The sequence below is a fragment of the Streptomyces sp. NPDC107765 genome (genome assembly GCF_055657085.1).
This window is the reverse complement of sequence record NZ_JBVKBL010000008.1, coordinates 84,797-101,909: the sequence shown is the minus strand read 5'-3', so window position 1 is coordinate 101,909 and position 17,113 is coordinate 84,797. Positions and strand designations below refer to the sequence as shown.

The 17,113-nt window shown below is 73.6% G+C and carries 15 protein-coding genes; 7 read left to right on the top strand and 8 right to left on the bottom strand.

Going from position 1 to position 17,113, the window contains the following annotated elements:
- Positions 1 to 189: 189 nt before the first annotated feature.
- Entirely contained in the window at positions 190 to 1,359 is a 1,170-nt protein-coding gene (locus ACZ7MX_RS20740) for a steroid 3-ketoacyl-CoA thiolase (protein ID WP_472134117.1), read from the top strand.
- Between the two features lie 10 nt (positions 1,360 to 1,369).
- On the opposite strand, the gene ACZ7MX_RS20735 is transcribed toward ACZ7MX_RS20740, so the two are convergent.
- The 7 genes from ACZ7MX_RS20735 to ACZ7MX_RS20705 form a co-directional block, all read right to left on the bottom strand.
- Positions 1,370 to 2,215 (bottom strand): ECF transporter S component, encoded by an 846-nt coding sequence (locus ACZ7MX_RS20735; protein WP_472134116.1) that lies wholly within the window; start codon positions 2,213 to 2,215, stop codon positions 1,370 to 1,372.
- Positions 2,212 to 3,834 carry an ABC transporter ATP-binding protein gene (locus ACZ7MX_RS20730; protein ID WP_472134114.1) on the bottom strand — a complete coding sequence of 541 codons (1,623 nt, stop codon included), beginning with the start codon at positions 3,832 to 3,834 and terminating at the stop codon, positions 2,212 to 2,214. Before ACZ7MX_RS20730 ends, ACZ7MX_RS20735 begins: the two co-directional genes overlap by 4 nt.
- Positions 3,831 to 5,024: a CbiQ family ECF transporter T component gene (locus ACZ7MX_RS20725; protein WP_472134113.1), complete on the bottom strand. Its 1,194-nt coding sequence runs from the start codon at positions 5,022 to 5,024 to the stop codon at positions 3,831 to 3,833. The genes ACZ7MX_RS20730 and ACZ7MX_RS20725 overlap by 4 nt, the downstream gene beginning before the upstream one ends.
- Positions 5,021 to 5,710, bottom strand: coding sequence for an SCO2322 family protein (locus tag ACZ7MX_RS20720; protein WP_472134112.1), 690 nt, complete (start codon positions 5,708 to 5,710; stop codon positions 5,021 to 5,023). Before ACZ7MX_RS20720 ends, ACZ7MX_RS20725 begins: the two co-directional genes overlap by 4 nt.
- Positions 5,710 to 7,062 carry a prenyltransferase/squalene oxidase repeat-containing protein gene (locus tag ACZ7MX_RS20715; protein ID WP_472134111.1) on the bottom strand — a complete coding sequence of 451 codons (1,353 nt, stop codon included), beginning with the start codon at positions 7,060 to 7,062 and terminating at the stop codon, positions 5,710 to 5,712. The genes ACZ7MX_RS20720 and ACZ7MX_RS20715 overlap by 1 nt, the downstream gene beginning before the upstream one ends.
- A 403-nt stretch (positions 7,063 to 7,465) precedes the next feature.
- On the bottom strand, positions 7,466 to 8,404 hold the full coding sequence (locus ACZ7MX_RS20710) for an SAM-dependent methyltransferase (protein WP_472134109.1): 939 nt from the start codon (positions 8,402 to 8,404) through the stop codon (positions 7,466 to 7,468).
- Positions 8,405 to 8,517: 113 nt separating this feature from the next.
- Positions 8,518 to 9,684: an MBL fold metallo-hydrolase gene (locus ACZ7MX_RS20705; RefSeq protein WP_472134108.1), complete on the bottom strand. Its 1,167-nt coding sequence runs from the start codon at positions 9,682 to 9,684 to the stop codon at positions 8,518 to 8,520.
- Between the two features lie 268 nt (positions 9,685 to 9,952).
- Between ACZ7MX_RS20705 and ACZ7MX_RS20700 the strand changes: the two genes are divergently transcribed.
- A complete protein-coding gene (locus ACZ7MX_RS20700; RefSeq protein ID WP_472134107.1) occupies positions 9,953 to 11,404 on the top strand; it encodes an aldehyde dehydrogenase in 1,452 nt (483 codons plus the stop codon).
- Complete coding sequence (locus tag ACZ7MX_RS20695; protein ID WP_472134106.1) at positions 11,404 to 11,658, top strand: ferredoxin; 255 nt, start codon at positions 11,404 to 11,406, stop codon at positions 11,656 to 11,658. The genes ACZ7MX_RS20700 and ACZ7MX_RS20695 overlap by 1 nt, the downstream gene beginning before the upstream one ends.
- Positions 11,659 to 11,862: 204 nt before the next feature.
- Here the strand turns inward: ACZ7MX_RS20695 and ACZ7MX_RS20690 are convergent, their stop codons facing one another.
- The gene (locus ACZ7MX_RS20690) at positions 11,863 to 12,519 is read right to left on the bottom strand and encodes a TetR family transcriptional regulator (RefSeq protein WP_472134105.1); all 657 of its coding nucleotides are present in this window, start codon (positions 12,517 to 12,519) and stop codon (positions 11,863 to 11,865) included.
- A 260-nt stretch (positions 12,520 to 12,779) separates the two neighbouring features.
- Between ACZ7MX_RS20690 and ACZ7MX_RS20685 the strand changes: the two genes are divergently transcribed.
- The 4 genes from ACZ7MX_RS20685 to ACZ7MX_RS20670 all read left to right on the top strand — a co-directional run bounded on the left by ACZ7MX_RS20685 (position 12,780) and on the right by ACZ7MX_RS20670 (position 17,110).
- On the top strand, positions 12,780 to 14,171 hold the full coding sequence (locus ACZ7MX_RS20685; protein ID WP_472134104.1) for a glycosyltransferase family 4 protein: 1,392 nt from the start codon (positions 12,780 to 12,782) through the stop codon (positions 14,169 to 14,171).
- Between the two features lie 89 nt (positions 14,172 to 14,260).
- Positions 14,261 to 15,127, top strand: a complete 867-nt coding sequence (locus tag ACZ7MX_RS20680) for a class I SAM-dependent methyltransferase (protein ID WP_472134103.1) — start codon at positions 14,261 to 14,263, stop codon at positions 15,125 to 15,127.
- On the top strand, positions 15,124 to 16,194 hold the full coding sequence (locus ACZ7MX_RS20675) for a prenyltransferase/squalene oxidase repeat-containing protein (protein WP_472134102.1): 1,071 nt from the start codon (positions 15,124 to 15,126) through the stop codon (positions 16,192 to 16,194). The genes ACZ7MX_RS20680 and ACZ7MX_RS20675 overlap by 4 nt, the downstream gene beginning before the upstream one ends.
- Positions 16,195 to 16,303: 109 nt before the next feature.
- Positions 16,304 to 17,110, top strand: coding sequence for a maleylpyruvate isomerase family mycothiol-dependent enzyme (locus tag ACZ7MX_RS20670; RefSeq protein WP_472134101.1), 807 nt, complete (start codon positions 16,304 to 16,306; stop codon positions 17,108 to 17,110).
- Positions 17,111 to 17,113 lie beyond the last annotated feature (3 nt).

Genomic DNA, 17,113 nt, shown 5'->3' with positions numbered 1-17,113 from the left:
GCGGTGAAGGTAGTGACGAGTTCCGTAAGTGGCAAGGGTCTCGGCGATTCCCGTTCCGGACAAGGGGGTTGCATGCCCCTTGCGCGCCGGGTGGCGGCTCACGAGACTGTTCGCAGAACTAGAACGCGTACTAGTTCTGTTCCGTGGGTGCCGGGACGCCCGCGGACGCGAGGAGAGGACGAGTCAGTCATGGCCGCGGAACCCGTCATCGTCGAAGCAGTACGCACCCCGATCGGCAAGCGCCAGGGCGCGCTCGCCAACCTCCACCCCGCCTACCTCCTGGGGGAGACCTACCGCGAACTGCTCGCCCGTACGGGCATCCAGCCCGACTGCGTCGAACAGATCGTCGGCGGCACCGTCACCCACGCCGGCGAACAGTCGATGAACCCGGCCCGCAACGCCTGGCTGACCATGGGCCTCCCCTACGAGACCGCCGCGACCACCGTGGACTGCCAGTGCGGCTCGTCCCAGCAGGCCAACCACATGGTCGCCAACATGATCGCCGGCGGAGTGATCGACATCGGCATCGGCTGCGGCGTCGAGGCGATGTCCCGGGTACCGCTCGGCAGCGGCTCCAAGCACGGCCCCGGCAAGCCCTGGCCCGACGAGTGGAACGTCGATCTGCCCAACCAGTTCGAGGCGGCCGAACGCATCGCCCGCAACCGCGGCCTCACCCGCGAGAACGTCGACTCCCTCGGACTGATCTCCCAGGAACGCGCGGCCACCGCCTGGGCCGAGGAACGCTTCAAACGCGAGACGTTCGCCGTCCAGGTCCCCACCACCGAGGACGAGCAGGCCGCGGGACAGGGCATGTGGCGGCTGGTCGACCACGACGAGGGCCTGCGCGACACCAGCATGGAGGCGCTGGCCCGCCTCAAGCCCGTCATGCCGACCGCCGTCCACACGGCCGGCAACTCCTCACAGATCTCCGACGGCGCCGCCGCCCTCCTGTGGGCCTCCAAGCGGATGGCCCGCGCCCTCAAGCTCCGGCCGCGCGCCCGCATCGTCGCCCAGGCCCTGGTCGGCGCCGACCCGCACTTCCACCTCGACGGCCCGATCGACGCCACCCGGGCGGTGCTCGGCAAGGCCGGGATGTCCCTCAAGGACATCGACCTCGTCGAGATCAACGAGGCCTTCGCCTCCGTCGTGCTCTCCTGGGCCCAGGTCTTCGACCAGGACCTGGCGAAGGTCAATGTGAACGGCGGCGCCATCGCCCTGGGCCACCCCGTCGGCGCCACCGGCGCCCGGCTCCTCACCACCGCGCTGCACGAACTGGAACGCGCGGACAAGGAGTTCGCGCTGATCACCATGTGCGCGGGCGGAGCACTGGCGACGGCGACGATCATCCAGCGGCTGTAGTCACCGCGTGTCAACTCCCCCTCGCCGGCTCCCCCGTCGGCTGCTCCTCGCCGAAGGAGACCGGGACGTCGAAGGCGGCGCGGCGGGTCGCGCGGCGCAGCGCCTTCAGGACGGTTCCGCCCAGCGTGCCCGTGAGGACCACGGTGACCAGGGCGCGGGGCAGGTCCCAGCCCAGGGAGGTGGCGAGGCAGTACGCGACGTAGCGGGCGAGGTTCTGGTCCAGCGGGTCGCCCGGCACGAAGGAGACGCCCGAGGCCATGCCCGCGAGGTACGGCCAGCCCTGGAGGTTCATGATCAGGCCGTAGAGGACCGCGGAGACGGCACCGTAGGCGGCGAGCAGTGCCAGCTCACGGCGTCCGCGCAGCTGGTCGGCCCCCGGCAGCAGACCGGCACCCATCGACACCCAGCCCATCGTCAGCATCTGGAAGGGCATCCAGGGGCCGACACCGCCGGTCAGCAGCGCCGAGGCGAACATCGCCACGGAACCCAGCACGAAGCCGAAACCGGGCCCGAGCACCCGGCCCGCCAGCACCATCAGGAAGAACATCGGCTCGACCCCGGCCGTCCCCGCACCCAGCGGACGCAGCGCGGCCCCGGCCGCCGCCAGCACACCGAGCATGGCGATCGCCTTCGCGTCCAGACCGGAGTCGGCGATCGTCGCCATCACCACGGCGAGCAGCATCGGCAGCAGCGCGGCGAACAGCCACGGCGCGTCCTGGGAATGGGCGAGCCCGGACGCCGAGTCGGCCAGCAGCGGCCAGCCGAACGCCATCACGCCGACCGCCGACACCAGGACCAGCGCGGCGACGGAACGGGGCCCGAGCCGTACCGCACGGGCCTGCCGGCCGGCCGTCATACGGCGCCCTCCAGGGCACCGGCCACCTGCGGAACGGTCAGCCACGGCAGCGGTGCGAGCACCTTCGCGACCTGCGGGGCGAACGACGGCGACGAGACCACCACCTCGTCGGTCGGACCGTCGGCGACCACCTCACCGTCCGCGAGGATCACCACCCGGTGCGCCAACTCGGCGGCGAGCTCCACGTCATGCGTGGCCAGGACGATGCCGTGCCCCTCGGCCGCGAGCGAGCGCAGCACCTCGACCAGGCGGGCCTTGGCGGCGTAGTCCAGGCCGCGGGTGGGCTCGTCGAGCAGGAGCAGGGGCGGCCGGGCGGTCAGCACGACCGCGAGGGCCAGCGCGAGCCGCTGACCCTCCGACAGGTCCCGCGGGTGCACCGGGTCCGGCACACCGGGCAGCAACTGCGCCACCAGCGCCCGGCAGCTGCCGGCGGGGGCGGCCGCGTCCCGGTCGGCCGCGGCGCACTCGGCGGCGACGGTGTCCGCGTAGAGGAGGTCACGGGGTTCCTGGGGCACCAGACCGACCTGCCGCAGCAGCTCCCGCGGACCGGTCCGGTGCGGCACGAGCCCACCCACGCGCACGGTGCCGGACGACGGCTGGTGCATCCCGACGAGGGCGCCGAGCAGCGTGGACTTCCCCGCGCCGTTCCGCCCCATCAGGGCGACGGTCTCGCCGCGCCGGACGGCCAGGTCCACCCGGTGCAGCGCCTCGATCCGCCCCCGGCGCACACCGAGTCCCGTGACCTCCGCGACCGGCGCGGCCCCCGGGTCGGCTGCGGCGTCGACCGGCCGTGGCGCTGTGACGGCCGCCAGCCGCGTCCGCAGGGGAGCGGCCTTGCGGCGGGCGTCCCGTACGGACAGCGGGAGCGGGGACCAGCCGGCGAGCTTGCCCAGGGCCACCACCGGGGGGTGGACGGGGGAGACCGCCATGACGTCGGCCGGTGCGCCCATGACCGGCGGTGCACCGGGAGCGGGCAGGAGAATGACCTGGTCGGCGTACTGGATCACACGCTCCAGCCGGTGTTCGGCCAGCAGGACCGTGGTCCCCAGATCGTGCACCAGACGCTGGAGGACGGAGAGCACCTCTTCGGCGGCGGCCGGGTCCAGGGCCGAGGTCGGCTCGTCCAGGACCAGGACCTTGGGGTGGGTGGTGAGCACCGAACCGATCGCCACCCGCTGCATCTGACCGCCCGAGAGGGTGGCCAGGGCCCGGTCCCGCAGCTCGGCCAGGCCCAGCAGGTCGAGGGTCTCCTCGACCCGGCGGCGCATCACGTCCGGAGCGAGGCCCAGCGACTCCATCCCGTAGGCGAGCTCGTCCTCGACGGTGTCGGTGACGAAATGCGCCAGCGGGTCCTGGCCCACCGTCCCGACCACATCGGCCAGTTCGCGCGGTTTGTGGGTGCGGGTGTCACGGCCGTCGACGGTGACCCGCCCGTGCAGAGTTCCCCCGGTGAAGTGCGGGACCAGCCCGCAGACGGCGTTCAGCACCGTCGACTTGCCGACGCCGGACGGACCGACCAGGAGGCACAGCTCACCCTCCGGGACGGTCAGGTCCACCCCCTGGACGGCAGGCGCGGCGGCGTCCCCGTAGGTGACCGAGACCTGCTCGAACCGGATCACGGGCTGGGCTCCTTCTGGACGGTCTGGGCGGTCTCGGAGGTCTGGGAGGGCTGGGTGGTTCCGGTGGTCCGGGCGGTGGCCGGATCCGCGGCCGGGGCGGTGGCGGTGGCCGGGGGCGGGGCCGGGGCAACGACGGCGGGGAGGAGGCCGACGAGGAGGGCGGCGGCGGGCCAGAGCGGCAGGACCGGGGCGGTGAGCGGGTAGGCGGGCGGGTGGAGCGCGACGGGGGCGTAGTCGCCGGCCCAGATCGTCAGCACGGCCACGGCGATGCCGGAGGCCGCCACCAAGCAGGCGCGCGGACCCCACCGTTCGGGGCGGTAACGGGTGCGCACGGAACGGCGGCCACCCAGCCACAGACCGGCCAGCGCCGCCGCCAGCCCGGCCAGCAGGAGGGGCAGCCCGTAGCCGGCCCCGGTGTCACCGAGCAGGCCGTAGGTGCCCGCGCAGACGCCGAGCAGACCGCCGAGGGTGAGGGCGGAGGTGGTGTGCCGCACGGCACGCGGGACATGGGCACTACGGCCGTAACCGCGGGCGTCCATGGCCGCGGCCAGCGCCACCGAACGCTCCAACGCGCCCTCCAGCACCGGCAGTCCGACCTGGAGCAGCGCCGTGAAGCCCCGGTCGCGCCGGCCGCGCAGCCGGCGGGCGGCCCGCAGCCGCTGGACGTCGGCGACCAGGTTCGGGGCGAACGTCATCGCGACGACCACGGCGACGCCCGCCTCGTACAGCGCACCGGGCAGCGACTTCAACAACCGGGACGGGTTGGCCAGCGCGTTGGCGGCGCCGACGCAGATCAGCAGGGTGGCCAGCTTCAGCCCGTCGTAGAGGGCGAAGACCATGCCCTCCGCGGTGACCCGGCCGCCGATCCGGACGCCCTCGGCCCAGTCCGGCAGCGGCACTTCGGGAAGCGTGACGAGCGTGTGGGTACCCGGGATCGGCGACCCGAGGACGAACGCGAAGACCAGCCGGATGCCGATCACCACCAGCCCCAGCTTCACGAACGCACCGTACGAGCGGGCCCACGGCGCGTCCGTACGCCGCACCGCGACGACATATCCGGCCACCCCCACCAGCAGCCCCAGCAGCAGCGGATTGGTGGTCCGGGAGGCCGCGGTGGCCAGTCCGAGCGCCCACAGCCACCACGCGCCCGCGTGCAGCGCGGTGGTCCGGGTCGCCTGCGGGGCGCTCATCCGCGCCGGCGGCGCGCCTGCCACACGGCCGCCGCACCGAGGACGAGGACGGCCGCACCGCCGCCGAGCAGACCGGCGGACGGGCCGCCGCCGGCGTCGTGCGCGTCGTCGGCCTTGTGGGTGTTCCCCGCACCGGAGTCGGCAGAAGGGGAGCGGGAACCGGAACCGGAGCCTCGATCGGGGTCCTTGACCTGGTCCGCGCAGCCCGCTTTCGGGTAACCGGCGATCCCGCACAGCAGCGCGTTGGAGTCGTAGCGCAGCGGCCGGGCGACCGCGGCCAGGGCCTCGCCGGCCGAGGCGTCCTCGGGCACCTGGGCACAGGCGGTCCGCGCCTTCGGCGGCCGCTCGCCGCCCGGGGCGTCCGCGGCGGTACCGAAGTCGAGGACGATGCCGATCCGCTTGCGGCCGTCCTTGGCGGGCGTCGCACCGCAGACGGCGTCGAAGTCGGCGGCCGCCCGCGGCTTCCCGGCCGCGGCGGAGTCCGCGCCGACGGTGAAGCGGAAGCCCTCGACCGCGCCGTCGGCCGGCCGCAGGGTGGCCGGCCCCTGGGTGGCGTACGCCCAGGAGCCGTCCTTGCCGCCGCCGTTCCAGAACGACCAGTAGCGGTACTCCTGCGCCTGGGCGGGGGCGGCGGCCAGACCGGTGAGGGTGCCGGCCGCCAGCACCGCCGTCAGTGCCCGACGCATCAGAGGCCGTTCGTGCCGCGGTTCTTGCGGCCGCTCAGCAGGAAGCCGATGCCGGCACCGATGGCCAGGCCGACGGCGACGACCCACACGATGCCCATGCCCCCGCCCTTGCCGTCGTCGCTCTTCTCGGACTTCGTGGACTTCTCGGACACCGCGGCCGGCTTGGGGCCGGTGGCGTTGAGGGCGGACACCAGGTCGGTGCCGCCGAACGCGCGCGGGTCCGTGCCCGTGGCGTGCGCGGCGAGCACCAACTGCGCGTACGCGGCCGGGCCGTTCTGCCGGGCCCAGCCGGCGGCGTGCTTCTCCAGCCACGCGAGCGGCCGCTGCGCGGCGGAGCGGTGGCCCCCGGCGGCCAGCGCCACCACGGCGTCGGCGGTGTTGCCGACGTCCGGCTGCTTCTCCGCGCCCGGCATCGCCGACATCAGATGCTGCCCGTTCTTGTCGAGCTGAGCGACGAGGTAGGCGGCGCCGCCGTCCACGGCCCGCGCCCGGTCCGCCGCGGCCGCCCCTGCCCGCTTGCCCTTGCCGACGCCGTCTTCCTTGCCATCCTTGCAGGTCAGCGGCTTGACGGGAGCGTCGGCGGCACCGTCCGCAGGGGCGACGACAAAGCCCTTGCCGAGCGCGCCGGTCGCGGCGGCCGCGGTGGCATCGGCGTTCGGCGCCGCGCCCTTGAGCTGGAAGGTGAACGCGCCGCGCCCCTCCTCCTCGGCGTCGCAGCCCAGCCGGAAGGTGAGCAGCCCGTCGTACGGGGTCCTGCCGCCCTTCTTCGACGTGACCGACTCCGGCTTCTCACCGGCCGCCGCCAGCGCGCCGATGACCACGGAGGTGGAGTTGGCGTCGCTGGGCGAACCGGGCATCGAGGGCCAGCCGCCGTCGTCGTTCTGCACCGACTTCAGCCACTCCACGGCCTTCGTCACGGTCTTGCCGTGCCCGCCGAGCGCGGCCAGCGCCTGCACCGCGGCGGCCGTCTGGTTGGTGTCCCGCATCACCTTGGCGTCACACGCCTTGGCCGGATCGGCCCGGAACGCGGTGTACGCACCGTCCGCGCACTGCTGCCCGACCAGCCAGTCCACCGCCGAGGCCGCGGGCCGCACGCCCACCGTGTGCTGCGCCAGCAGCGCGAACGACTGCCGCCAGACACCGTCGTACTGCGGGTCCTTGGTGCCGTACAGCCCGGCCGGCAGCTTCTGCGGGGAGGGGGCGGCGGCGGGCGCCGGGTCGGCGAACGCGGCGGGGGCAGCGGCCGCACCCAGCACCACCGCGGCCGCCAGCGCCGTGGCGGCGCGGCGTGCCAGGAAGGCGACGGGGTGCGTCGAAGGGGCCTGGTGGGCCATGGAAGCCATGGGGGCCATCGGGTCGGTGCCTCTCGGGTCGGGTCGCGGCGGTGCACGCAGCCGCGCTCGGCCCACCACCCGCGCAGCGATCCTGTGATCGGGCGCGGTGGCACCGGGCTCGGCTCCGTATACCTCGACGGTGCCGCGCACCGGCCGTCCGCAGGTGGCGGTACCGGTGGCGCGAGCCTTGGCCGTGCCCCATCGGGTGCTCCGGCTCGTCCGGCCGGATCGCCGCGCGCGGCGTGACCGGCCGTCCTCACGGACGGGGGTGCCCCCGGGCTCGTGAAGCCGAGAGCTTGGGGGAGGGTCAGCGCCGGATTTCCACCGGCTTCCCCCGATCGGGTACGGATGACGTTGTCCCGCACACCTTAACCGGCCCCCGACCGGGGGTGACCGGCGCGGGGAGGGGCCCCGGGGTGTGCTAGGAGGCCGTGGCCTCGCGGTCGCCGCGTACGGCGACGACGAAGGCACCACGGTCGTCCGCCCCGCCGCCGTCCGTCTTTCCGCCACCGTCGGCTCCGGCCTTACCGGCCTGCCAGTCCAGGGCCTGCCCGTCCAGGGCCCGCCCGTACGACGCCGCGACCGTCTCGCGGGCGTACGTGCGCGGCCGCCAGCCGTGCCGGCCCAGCCAGTCGTCGGCCGGCTCGTCGAGGCCGCCCTTCCACAGGGCGCTGATCTCATGCATCGACGGCAGGGCGCGGCCGCCGGCCATCATCGGGCTGTGGCGGAAGTCCCCGGAGCCGGGGAAGGCGAGCCGGCTGCCCGGGGCGGACTGCTCGCCGAGGGTGGTCAGCAGCCGGGCGGCTTCCGCCGCCGACAGATAGACCAGCAGGCCCTCGACGAGCCAGGCGGTCGGCTCGTCCGGCGCGAAGCCGGCGGCCCGCAGCGGTGCGGTCCAGTCCGTGCGCAGGTCGGCCGCGACGGCGGTACGCGCACACCGCGGCCGGGCGCCCTGCTCGGCCAGCACCCGCTCCTTGAAGGCCAGTACCTCCGGCAGGTCGACCTCGTAGAGGCGTACGCCGTCGGGCCACGGCAACCGGTGGGCGCGGGTGTCGAGGCCGGCGGCGAGCACCACCACCTGGCGGAGGGCGTGTTCGGTGGCGGCCGCGGTCAGGTAGTCGTCGAAGAAGCGGGTACGCAGCACGACGTGCCGGAACAGCCCGCGGTAGAACGCCTCCCGGTGGGCGGCGGGCACCTCCGCGTCGTCGGCCCGCGCGGCCGCGGCGGGCGAGGGCGGGGCGGCGGCCACGAAGGCCGCGGCGTACGGGTCGTCGAAGAGCCGGTCCGGGCGGGCGCTTTCGGCCGCACGGATCCGGGCCACACCGAGTGCCGTGGCGGCGACGCCGCGCAACTCGCCCATGAGGGGCCTCCGGAGGTGAGGAATGCAGAAGCGGATGAAGTGGAACGGTGAGCAGAGCGGTGGCCAGGCTACCCGATATAGTTGCCTCAGGCTACTGAATTCTGCCCGGGTGGCTACACCGCCCGGTACCGCGCCGGACCTCCGTCCGCCGCTCGCTCCACCTGCTCCACCTGTCCCAGCTTCACCAGGCGGCGCAGATGGGCCTCGGCCTCCGAGACCGCGATGTTCCGCGACCCGTAAGGGATCTGCTCCCAGGGGCGGTTCCACTCCATGCGCACGGCGAGCTCCCAGGGGGTGAGGGGTTCCCGGAGTAGTGCTCTCAGTCCGGAGAGGCGCTCTTCATGGTGAGCGATGAGCTCGCGTACGCGTCCACCGGCATCGGTGAAGGCGTGCTGATGCGCGGGCAGGACCTCGGCGGGTGCGAGACGGGCGACGCGTTCGAGGGAGTCGAGGTAGTCGCCCAGGGGATCGGTGGCGTCCCCCAGGCCCTCCACCCCGTTCGAGCGGGGAGGACCCCCCTCGTCGTCCGGAGCCTCGTACAGGCCGATGTGCGGGGTGATACCGGGGAGGAGATGGTCACCGGAGAACAGCCGCCCGAAGCCGTGCCCTTGACCGTGCCCGCCCTGCCGGGGGCCCGCACCGGCACCGGCACGCGCACCGGCATCGGCCCCAGTACCCGCACCGGCCCCCGGATGCTCCTCCTCCAGGTGCAGGCACACATGGCCCGGCGTATGGCCCGGCGTCCAGACGGCGCGCAGCCGACGCCCCGGAAGGTCGAGCAGCTCGCCCGGGGCGATGTCGCGGTCCGGCAGTGCGGCCTGCCGGCCCGGCGGTCGGCGGCCGCTCCTCCCCTTGGCGCGCGCCTCCCGCAGTCGGGCCAGATGCGCGTCCGGTGCGCCCGCGGTGACGAGCTTGGCGATCAGGTAGTCGAGCCACTGCCCCGGCACGGCCGCGCGGGTGCGGCGTACGACGGCGGTGTCCGCGGCGTGCATCGCGATCCACGCGCCGGACGCCTCGCGCACCTTGGCGGAGAGTCCGTGGTGGTCGGGGTGGTGGTGGGTGATCAGTACGCCGTGGAGATCGATGAGGGCGAAACCGCAGGCGGTCACACCGGCCACCAAGGTGTCCCAGGAGTCCGGGTCGTCCCACCCGGTGTCGATCAGCACCGGCCCGCGGTCGGTCTCCAGAAGGTGGACGAGGGTGTGGCCGAGCGGATTGTCCGGGATGGGGACGGCGATGCTCCACACCCCGCCCTTGTGGTCGATCACCTGCGCGCCCATCGTGGTCCCCTCTCGTCGAAACCGCCCTCACTATAACTAGAACGGGTTTCAGCAGATGGGGTAAGTGTCCACCGCGTCCGGGGAGTTGACGGGGCTCGGATTCGGCCCGCGCCGTGGACTCCTCCCACTGGAACTGGTAACAGTTCCTGATGCGGCAGAGTTCCTGACGGGTCATCAGGAAGCGGCAGCAGGCAGGGATGTGCAGCAAAGGTGCGCGGTAACGCCATCGTCCACAGCAGGTCATTGTCATCGTCGGGAGGCGGCAGCCATGAGCGACCTCGTCGAGCACGGAAGGCTCTACATAGGCGGTGAGTGGGTCGATCCGGCCGGCCGGGACACGATCGAGGTCGTCTCGCCGCACACCGAGCAGGTCATCGGCCGGGTCCCGCACGCCTCGCGGGCCGATGTCGACCGTGCGGTGGCCGCGGCCCGCACCTCCTTCGCGTCCGGGGTGTGGGCGAACGCCCCGCTCGCGGACCGGATCGAGGTGGTGACCCGCATCAAGGACGCCTTCGCCGCGCGCAGCGAGGAGATCGCCAGGGTCATCAGCTCGGAGAACGGCACCCCGTACACCTCGGGCGTCATGGTGCAGTCGCTGGCCGCGGTGCTGGCCTGGGACGCGGCGCTCACGGTGGCCCGGGACTTCCCGTTCGAGGAGCGGCGGGCCGGGGTGCTGGGGCCGATCCTGGTGCGGCGGGAGCCGGTCGGGGTGGTGGCGGCCGTGGTGCCGTGGAACGTGCCGCAGTTCACCGCCGCCGCCAAGCTCGCCCCGGCGCTGCTGGCCGGGTGTTCGGTGGTGCTGAAGGTGTCGCCGGAGACCCCGCTGGACGCGTACCTCCTCGCGGAGATCGCGACCGGGGCCGGGCTGCCGGAGGGGGTGCTCTCGATCCTGCCGGCGGAGCGTGAGGTGAGCGAGTACCTCGTCGGGCATCCCGGCGTGGACAAGGTGTCGTTCACCGGGTCGGTGGCGGCGGGCAAGCGGGTCATGGAGGTCGCGGCCCGGAACCTCAGCCGCGTCACGCTGGAGCTGGGCGGCAAGTCGGCGGCGGTGATCCTGCCGGACGCCGATCTGGACGCGGCGGTGGCCGGCATCGTGCCGTTCGCGTGGATGATCAACGGGCAGGCGTGCGTGGCGCAGACCCGGATCCTCGCACCGCGCAGCCACTACGACGAGATCGCCGAGCGCTTCACCGCGGCGGCGTCCGCGCTCACCGTGGGCGACCCGCTGGATCCGGCCACCGAGGTCGGTCCGCTGGTCGCCCGCCGGCAGCAGCAGCGCTCGCTGGACTACATCGCGCTCGGCCAGAAGGAAGGCGCCAAGGTCCTGACCGGCGGCGGCCGCCCGAAGGGGCAGGCCACCGGCTGGTACGTCGAGCCGACGCTCTTCGGCGAGGTCGACAACGGCATGCGGATCGCCCGGGAGGAGATCTTCGGACCGGTGATCTGCCTGCTGCCGTACGAGGACGAGGCCGAGGCGGTACGGATCGCCGACGACTCCGACTACGGGCTGTCCGGCTCGGTGTGGACGGGCGATGTCGAGCACGGCATCGACGTGGCGCGGCGGGTGCGGACCGGTACGTACTCGGTGAACACGTTCAGCATCGACATGCTCGGGCCGTTCGGCGGCTACAAGGACTCCGGGATCGGGCGGGAGTTCGGGCCCGAGGGGTTCGGTGAGTATCTGGAGCACAAGATGATCCACCTGCCGGCGGGTGCGTGATGGCGGACGCGGAGGAGCGGACGGCGGCACGGTGGCGGGTGGCCGTCGACCGGGGCGTGTGCATCGGGTCGGGGATGTGTGTCGGCGCGGCACCGGACGGGTTCCGGCTGGACAGCGCGCGGCAGTCCCATCCGGTGGCGACGGAGACGGAGCCCGGCGATCGGGTGCTGGCGGCGGCCGAGGGGTGCCCCGTGGAGGCGATCACGCTCACCGTGGCGGACAGCGGGGCGGCGGTCTTCCCTCCGGAGGATTGAACGGCGGCCTGCTCTCCGGAGGAGGGAAGGGGGGCGGGGGCGCGCGGGGGGCGGGCGGGAGCCCCTTAGGGGGTGGGGGCGGTGAACCCTTAAGGGTCGTACGGGCCCCTTGCGGAGCCAACTACCCGAGGGGGAGGCGGAGTTAACGCGTCCGGTGCGGGCGTCCCTTGCCCCCCGCCCCCTCAGCCCCCTGCCCCGCACCCCTCAGCCTGCTCCCCCTGCGCCAGCCCCCGACCCCGTCCCCGGTGACGTCACGTCGATCAACCGGCAGACCGTTTCGATGTCGATCTTGACTTGGGCGATCGAGGCGCGGCCGGAGAGCCAGGTGATCAGGGCCGAGTGCCAGGTGTGCTCGATGACGCGGACCGCGGAGAGCTGTTCGGGGGTGGGCGGGCCGTCCAGGCGCATCGCGTCCAGGATGATCGCCGTGGTCAGCCGGGAGACCGTGTCGACCTCGGGGCTCACCGAGCGGTCGGCGAAGGTCAGGGCGCGGACCATGGCGTCCGCGAGGTGCGGTTCGCGCTGCAGGGCGCGGAACGCCCGCATCAGGGTCTGGGCGACCCGGGCGCCCGGGTCCTGCTCGGACGGCGGGCGCTTGCGCAGCGTCTCGTGCATGTGCTGGAGCTGGTCCTGCATGGTGGCGACCAGCAGGTGCACCTTGGACGGGAAGTAGCGGTAGAGGGTGCCGAGCGCGACGCCCGACGACTCGGCGACCTCGCGCATCTGCACGGCGTCGAAGCCGCCACGGGAGGCCAGTTTGGCGCTGGTGTGCAGGATGCGGCGGCGCCGGGCCTCCTGACGCTCGGTCAGGGGAGGACTCGCGGGAAGCGCCGGCCTGGCTGCCTTGGATTCCGTAGTCATTGTTCCCATTCCATGGCTGTTCCGTGGCCGTCCGTGGCGTTCTGTCCGCGATGTGGTGAGTGCCGCTGCCGTGACCGGCACAGCATGGCAGGGGGTCGGGTGGTGGCGCGAATCACCTGGTGCGGCTCTTTTCGCATCGTTCTCGGCCGGTAGATTCGAAGCTCGGTGAACTGATCAGTAGCCCAGCAGTTCTGAAACTTGTTCTAGATTACCGCCAGCGGTTACGCTCCGGCGAAAGTCCAGTGAGAAGGGGGCCGAGCGTGACCGCAGAGGCCGTTCAGGCAGCCGCGCCTCGCCCTGCCGGGGACTCCTCGGCCACCACCCCCGAGGACCACGGGCGCCCGGAGCGCACCGCGGTCACCACTCACGAGAGCCACGGGCGCCCCCTGCGCATCGCGATGCTCACGTACAAGGGGAACCCGTTCTGCGGCGGTCAGGGCGTCTACGTCCGCCACCTCTCGCGCGAACTGGCCCGGCTCGGCCACACCGTCGAGGTGATCGGCGCCCAGCCCTACCCGGTCCTCGACGAGGGCGTGCGGCTGACCGAGCTGCCGAGCCTGGACCTCTACCGCCAGCCGGACCCGTTCCGCACGCCGAAGCGCGGCGAGTACCGCGACTGGATCGACGCCCTTGAGGTGGGCACGATGTGGACCGGCGGCTTCCCCGAGCCGCTGACCTTCTCGCTGCGCGCCCGGCGGCATCTCGCGGCCCACCGCGGCCAGTTCGACGTGGTCCACGACAACCAGACCCTCGGCTACGGCCTGCTCGGCGGCCCCGGCGCGCTCGGCGCCCCGCTGGTCACCACGATCCACCACCCCATCACCGTCGACCGCCGGCTCGACCTGGCCGCCGCCACGGACTGGAAGCGCCGCGCCTCCGTCCGCCGCTGGTACGGCTTCACGCGGATGCAGAAGCGGGTCGCCCGCCGGCTGCCGTCCGTGCTGACCGTCTCCGGCTCGTCCCGCCAGGAGATCGTCGACGACCTCGGGGTCCACCCCGAGCGGATCCACGTGGTCCCCATCGGCGCCGACACCGACCTCTTCTCGCCGGACGCGTCCGTCCCCGAGGTACCGGGCCGGATCGTCACCACCTCCAGCGCCGACGTCCCCCTCAAGGGCCTGATCCACCTCGTCGAGGCGCTCGCCAAGGTGCGCACCGAGAACCCCGACGCCCATCTGGTGGTCGTCGGCAAGCGCGCCGACGACGGACCGGTCGCCGCCGCCATCGAACGACTCGGGCTGGCCGGCGCCATCGAGTTCGTCAAGGGCATCAGCGACCCCGAGCTCGTCGACCTCGTGCGCAGTGCCCAGATCGCCTGTGTGCCCTCCCTCTACGAGGGGTTCTCGCTGCCCGCCGCCGAGGCGATGGCCACCGGCACCCCGCTGCTCGCCACCACCGGCGGCGCCATCCCGGAGGTCGCCGGGCCGGACGGCGAGACGTGTCTGGCGGTGCCGCCGGGCGACGCCGGTGCGCTGGCGGCCGGGCTGCTGCGCCTCCTCGGCGACCCGGAGCTGCGCCGCCGGCTGGGCACGGCCGGCCGGGAGCGGGTGCTGGCCCGCTTCACCTGGCGCCAGGCCGCCCTCGGCACCGCCGAGCGCTACCGCGAGGCCATCGCCCTCCAGGGCAGCCGGTCCGCCGCCGCCCGCAGATAGCTCCGTCACCTCGCCGGCGCCGCCTCCCGGGCGCCCCGCCGTCGTTTGCCGCACCACCGCCACCCACTGCCGGACGAAAGCAGAACGCCGTGCTGACCGTCGACTTCTCCCGATTCCCGCTCGCTCCCGGCGACCGCGTGCTCGACCTGGGCTGCGGCGCCGGCCGGCACGCCTTCGAGTGTTACCGGCGCGGTGCGCAGGTCGTCGCCCTCGACCAGAACGGCGACGAGATCCGCGAGGTCGCCAAGTGGTTCGCCGCGATGAAGGAGGCGGGCGAGGCCCCGGCCGGCGCGTCCGCCACCGCCATGGAGGGCGACGCGCTGGCCCTGCCGTTCCCCGACGACAGCTTCGACGTCGTCATCATCTCCGAGGTGATGGAGCACATCCCCGACGACAAGGGCGTGCTCGCCGAGATGGTGCGGGTGCTGCGCCCCGGCGGCCGGATCGCCGTCACCGTGCCGCGCTACGGCCCGGAGAAGATCTGCTGGGCGCTCAGCGACGCCTACCACGAGGTCGAGGGTGGCCACATCCGCATCTACCGGGGCGACGAACTCCTCGACAAGATGCGGGAAGCCGGCCTGGAGCCGTACGGCACGCACCACGCCCACGGGCTGCACAGCCCCTACTGGTGGCTCAAGTGCGCCTTCGGGGTGGACAACGACAAGGCGCTGCCGGTGCAGGCGTACCACAAGCTGCTGGTCTGGGACATCATGAAGAAGCCGCTGGCCACCCGGCTCGCCGAGCGCGCCCTCAACCCCGTCATCGGCAAGAGCTTCGTCGTCTACGCCACCAAGCCGCACCTGCCCGAGGCGCCGGTCGCCGACGGGACGGGCGCGGCCGCCGAGGCGCCGGAGCCGGCCGCCCGGCCCGCCGCGCGCGGCCGGAAGACCGCCCCGTCCTCCGCCAAGGCATCCGCCAAGACCTCCGCCAAGTCCACCGCCGGGGCCGCCAAGTGACGAGTCCCGGGCGTACCGAACGGCTCGTCCTGCCGGGGGTGCTCACCGCCGAAGAGGCCGCCCGTACGGTCGAGGGCATCCTCGCGACCCAGCGCACGGACGGCGCCATCCCCTGGTTCCGGGGTCACCACCTCGACCCGTGGGACCACACCGAGGCCGCCATGGCCCTGGACGCGGCCGGCGAACACGAGCGCGCCGAGGCCGCGTACGACTGGCTGGTGCGGCACCAGAACCCGGACGGGTCCTGGTACGCGGCCTACGCCGACGGGGACGCCGAGGCGCCCACCGACCGCGGCCGGGAGACCAACTTCTGCGCCTACATCGCGGTCGGCGTCTGGCACCACTACCTGTCCACCGGCGACGAGGCCTTCCTCGACCGGATGTGGCCCGCGGTCCACGCCGCGATCGAGTACGTCCTCGAACTGCAGCAGCCCGGCGGGCAGATCGGCTGGAAGCGCGAGGACGACGGCACGCCGGTCCGCGACGCGCTGCTGACCGGCTCGTCCTCCGTCTACCAGGCGCTGCGCTGCGCGCTGGCGCTCGCCGAACAGCGCGAGGAGCCGCAGCCGGACTGGGAGCTGGCGGCCGGCCGGCTCGGCCACGCGATACGCAGCCACCCCGAGCGGTTCCTGGACAAGGCCCGCTACTCCATGGACTGGTACTACCCGATCCTCGGCGGCGCGGTCCGCGGCCAGGCGGCCCGGGACCGGATCGACGCCGACTGGGACCGCTTCGTGGTGCCCGGCCTGGGCGTGCGCTGCGTACTGCCCAACCCCTGGGTCACCGGCGGCGAGAGCGCGGAACTGGCGCTCGCGCTGTGGGCGATGGGGGAGTCCGAACGGGCCGTGACGATCCTCAAGTGGATCCAGCACCTGCGTGCCGAGGACGGCATGTACTGGACCGGCTACGTCTTCGACGACGACGCCATCTGGCCGCTCGAACGCACCTCCTGGACGGCCGGTTCGCTGCTGCTCGCGGTGGCGGCCGTGGGCGGCGACGAGGCGACCACCCTCGTGTTCGGCGGCGAACGGCTGCCGACGGGGCTCGATCCGGACTGCTGCCGATAGGCGCGGCGCGGCCGGCGCGGCGCGGCCCGCGCCCGCGCACGGCATCAGCGGACCCGGCGCGCCGTCAAAGAGGACGCCCCGGGTCCGTGATGCGCACTACTGTGCGGCCATGACTCTTCAAGGTTCCCTCAGCCACGACACCTACTGTTCCCAACTCCTCGACGAGACCGGCCGGTTCCGGGAGATCGTGCGCAGCGCCGACCTCTCCGTGACCGTGCCGACCTGTCCCGACTGGACCCTGGCCGACCTCGCCCGGCACGTGGGCGGAGCGCACCGCTGGGCCGGCATGATCGTCGCCACCCGTGCGGAGAAGCCCGTCGGGCCCGAGGACGTGCCGGACGGAGCCGGCCCCGAGGGGGAGGACGCGGCGGCCCTGGACGCCTGGCTCGCGGAGGGCGCGGAGAAGACCGTGGCGGCACTGCGCGAGGCCGGGCCGGACGCCGCGGTGTGGACCTGGGCGCCGCCGGTGCAGCGGGCCGGCTTCTGGGCCCGCCGGATGACCCACGAGACGGTCGTGCACCGCGTGGACGCCGCGCTCGCCGCCGGCGTCCCCTTCGACGTGCCGCAGGAGGTGGCCGCCGACTGTCTGGAGGAGTGGCTCCAGTTGTGCGCGCTGCCGGAGGCCGCCGAGCGGTTCGCGGCGCACGGCGTGACGCCCTTCGGGCCCGGCCGCACGATCCACCTGCACGCCACGGACACCCCGGCCGAGCTGAACGCCGAATGGCTGCTCGACCTCACCGGCGACCGGTTCACCCACCGCCGCGCCCACGAGAAGGCGGCGGTCGCCCTGCGCGGCCCGCTCACCGACGTGCTCGGCGTCCTCTACCGCCGGCTGCCCGCCGACAGCGACCGGGTCGAGGTGCTCGGCGACCGGACGCTGCTCGACACCTGGCTGACGTACGCCTCGTTCGGGTGAGCG